General features: G+C 61.5%; 3 protein-coding genes and 2 pseudogenes. 2 read left to right on the top strand and 3 right to left on the bottom strand.

Going from position 1 to position 3009, the window contains the following annotated elements:
- Nucleotides 1-323 precede the first annotated feature (323 nt).
- On the top strand, nucleotides 324-1157 hold the full coding sequence (locus RIF23_RS20590; RefSeq protein WP_310914294.1) for a helix-turn-helix domain-containing protein: 834 nt from the start codon (nucleotides 324-326) through the stop codon (nucleotides 1155-1157).
- A complete protein-coding gene (locus tag RIF23_RS20585) occupies nucleotides 1129-1308 on the top strand; it encodes a DUF397 domain-containing protein (RefSeq protein WP_310914293.1) in 180 nt (59 codons plus the stop codon). Before RIF23_RS20590 ends, RIF23_RS20585 begins: the two co-directional genes overlap by 29 nt.
- A gap of 263 nt (nucleotides 1309-1571) precedes the next feature.
- Here RIF23_RS20585 and RIF23_RS20940 read toward each other — a convergent pair.
- From RIF23_RS20940 to RIF23_RS20575, 3 genes and pseudogenes are all read right to left on the bottom strand, one after another.
- Nucleotides 1572-1712: pseudogene (locus tag RIF23_RS20940) on the bottom strand (IS30 family transposase); the annotation flags it as partial.
- A gap of 17 nt (nucleotides 1713-1729) precedes the next feature.
- Nucleotides 1730-2281 (bottom strand): class IV adenylate cyclase, encoded by a 552-nt coding sequence (locus tag RIF23_RS20580; RefSeq protein WP_310914292.1) that lies wholly within the window; start codon nucleotides 2279-2281, stop codon nucleotides 1730-1732.
- 34 nt (nucleotides 2282-2315) lie between these two features.
- A pseudogene (locus tag RIF23_RS20575) lies at nucleotides 2316-3009 on the bottom strand (radical SAM protein); the annotation flags it as partial.

The raw sequence follows: 3009 nt of genomic DNA, 5'->3' as shown, positions 1-3009 counted from the left end.
GGGCCAACCAGGCCCGCCAACTCCCGCCGCGCATTCGCCTCCGCCCGCCGCAACTCCGCGGCCAACACATACGGCCGCACCAGCCACCCCCGGCCAACCGACGCGCGATACCCCCGCACCAACCGCACCGCAACTACCATGGACACGTCCATCTGGGCACCTCCAGGTGGGCCAGACCCCGGGGCCGCGCCTACGGTCGCCGGGGTCACTTGATAGTGAACCCACCTTTATCGATCCAGACTCCCGAGGCCAGGAAATCCACAGATTCGTTTCTTGCCGTCACTTCTGTATCCACGTGGATCCGATTGTGCGAGTATGCGTCCATGGCAGAAGATCTAGATGGCCGGTGGCGCCGGTTCGGCCTCGAACTTCGGCGAATACGTCTACTATCAGGCATGACGCAGCGTCAGCTCGCTTCACGCGCCAACATGTCGCACGCGATGGTGGGCAGCATGGAGCGCAGGAGTCGCACCCCACGGCGGGAGCATGCGGACATTCTGGACCAAGTCTTGGATACAGGAGGGACGCTGCGTCAAATATGGAACGACACGGTCGGCCAGCGTGACGTTCCGGACTGGTTCAAGGATGCGCTCATTCTGGAGCGCCGTTCCAGCGAGATCCGCACCTACGAGCCGCTGGTAGTTCCGGGAGTCCTCCAAACCGAGAACTACGCTCGTGCCCTGGTCACGGACCGGCTGGTCAAGGCAAAACCGGACGAGGTGAACCGGATCGTACGCATCCGCACGGAGCGCCTGGCCCTGATCCGTAAGAACGACCCGCTGCTACTCTTTGTTCTGCGCGAATCGGTGTTCACCGATATCGTTGGGGACGAGACGGTCATGCGTGATCAGCTCCGCCACGTCGTCGCGCTCGCGGAAGAGGGGGCCATCCAGGTCCAAGTACTCCCGAACAGCCAGGTCAGCAGCATCGGCATGGTGCTACCGTTTCAGATCATGGCTTTGACAGACGTGGGGTCGGTCGTCTACATCGAACACGCGCTCGGTGGGGAGACCTTCGATCATGCGGACAACGTCAGCGCCATGATGACCCTGTTCGGACAGTTGCAGGCCGAGGCCCTGCCTCCCGCCGCGTCCATCCAACGGATACGCAAGCTAAACGGTGATCACTATGGAGATGTGGACGAAGTCCAGCTATAGCTACGGCAACGGCGGCAACTGCGTCGAGGTCTACCGCACCGAACGCGACACCCACGTCCGCGACACCCAGCACCGCCAGCTGGGCCAGCTCAGAGTGCCCCGCGCCGAGTGGGCTGCCTTCCTGAACGCCGTGCGCACCCAGGAGCTCTAGCCACACGCTGCCTGGCCCACCCGCGCCACACGGGCGCAGGCGCGCCCCAGGCCCCCATGGCCCCGGCTGCCCACCCGGGGCCAGCCAGTCAGAGCAGGCGGCTGTCGAATCCGGCGTTCACCAGGCGCCGATAGGCAGCCCAGACATCCTCGGGGACCTTCTGCGCGACCGCGAAGCCGAGCGCGGGATAGTGGCCAGCCTGACTTGCTGCTTTGGGACATCGTTTCTGTTGCTGGAGCGGGCCAGGTCGATAACGGGCGGTCTCAATTCGTTGAAGCAACGCCCTCGCCCCGGCCCTCCAGCAACTGCTTGTGGAACACCTCTTGCGGCGTGTATCCCCCCAGACAGACCCACGGCCGGGCGTTGATCTCCTCAGCAACATCGGTTAGGTACTGCTGACGCTGAAGGGTGAGTTCACGGGTCATGCGTTTTCGGGAAAGCGTAGATCGGTGATGGTCGCCAGGTCGATACCGTAGTGGGCATAGATCTTCGTGGTGTTCTGCCCGGTGAGCTGGGTCTCGTCATACCCCAGGAGTTTGGCGATGTCCACGACGTCCTCACGGGTATCAGCTTCGATTTCGAGGTAAGGCGGGATCAACGGCCAGGAATCGATCTCCAAACACGCCCCGTTCAGGATGAAGCTGTGCCGGTGATTTTCTTGATAAGCTTTGGGACGGTATCCCAATTTGGACAACAAGACGTTGGTAGTGTCGATATCGGAGACCGTGACCTCGGTTTCTCGGGTTCCGCCGATCGCGTCGGTGTCGATTTCTTTGATAGCTAGCGTGGCATCGTCGCCGGTATCGCGCAGACGAATCCAGCGGGACTGGTCATTCGGGTCGATGTCGTAGACATATCTGCGCTGCGTCCTCTTGCCGATTTCGACGCCGCCGTTGTTCTGGATCTGCGCAATGAGGGGATCGGGGTCGATATCGAGGATTTTGGCCTCGTATTCGACACTGGTGTGACCCATAAATCGTTCCTTTCGTTACGTGGAGGTTGATATTCTAGCTGACGGACTCCTGTAACAGCTTACGGTGTTCAGCGATGCGGAATTCCAGGATCTCACGGGCGATCGGGTGGTCAAGGAAACCCTCGAGTCTCCAGCACAGGTCCATACGCTGTAGGCACACTCCAACCAGGTACTCGCCGGTTTGGGCACGGTAGAGACGCAGGCCATAGAAACCTTCCTGGCAATCGGTGTCGTTGTTGAACCGGCAGGAGGCACACGTCTCAGGCAGACGGATTGGCCGGATCCACTTGACGTAGACGTGCCGACCGTCCTCAAGCCGGTAGGCGGTGCGGGCACCGGAAGCGCCCGCAGTGAGGTAGCGGGCCTCAGCGATTGCGCCGCGTTGATCCAAGATCTCTTGGATGGCCTCGAGCGAGACTTGCCCGTGATCCAGAGAGTTGAGAAGCCGCACCGAGAGTTGAGGGGAATAGGTGTCCAGAAGGCGGTGGACCCGATCGATGTGGCCATGGTCTAGGACAACGATGTTGGCGCTTGGGGTAACGCCGTACTCGACACAAGCGGCGATGGCGTCCCGCAGCGCGGTGATCTTTCGTTCCGCCCGTTCGGTATCGCGAAATCGGGCGTGCTGAACTTGGGCGAGTTCGGTTGGGGTGGTGCCGAAGACGGAGAAGTTGACCCGGTTCAATCCAGCTCGAGCGCACTCGGCGATCTGGCGGCTCCCGTTTTCA

Source organism: Lipingzhangella rawalii (genome assembly GCF_031628175.1).
Classification (GTDB): domain Bacteria; phylum Actinomycetota; class Actinomycetes; order Streptosporangiales; family Streptosporangiaceae; genus Lipingzhangella_A; species Lipingzhangella_A rawalii.
This window is presented reverse-complemented; position numbering and strand designations above follow the sequence as displayed.

What these genes read in the sequence shown, in the direction of transcription:
- RIF23_RS20590 (WP_310914294.1), top strand. Translation starts at nt 324, where the DNA reads ATGGCAGAAGATCTAGATGGCCGGTGGCGCCGGTTCGGCCTCGAACTT.
- RIF23_RS20585 (WP_310914293.1), top strand. Translation starts at nt 1,129, where the DNA reads ATGGAGATGTGGACGAAGTCCAGCTATAGCTACGGCAACGGCGGCAAC.
- RIF23_RS20580 (WP_310914292.1), bottom strand. Translation starts at nt 2,281, where the DNA reads ATGGGTCACACCAGTGTCGAATACGAGGCCAAAATCCTCGATATCGAC.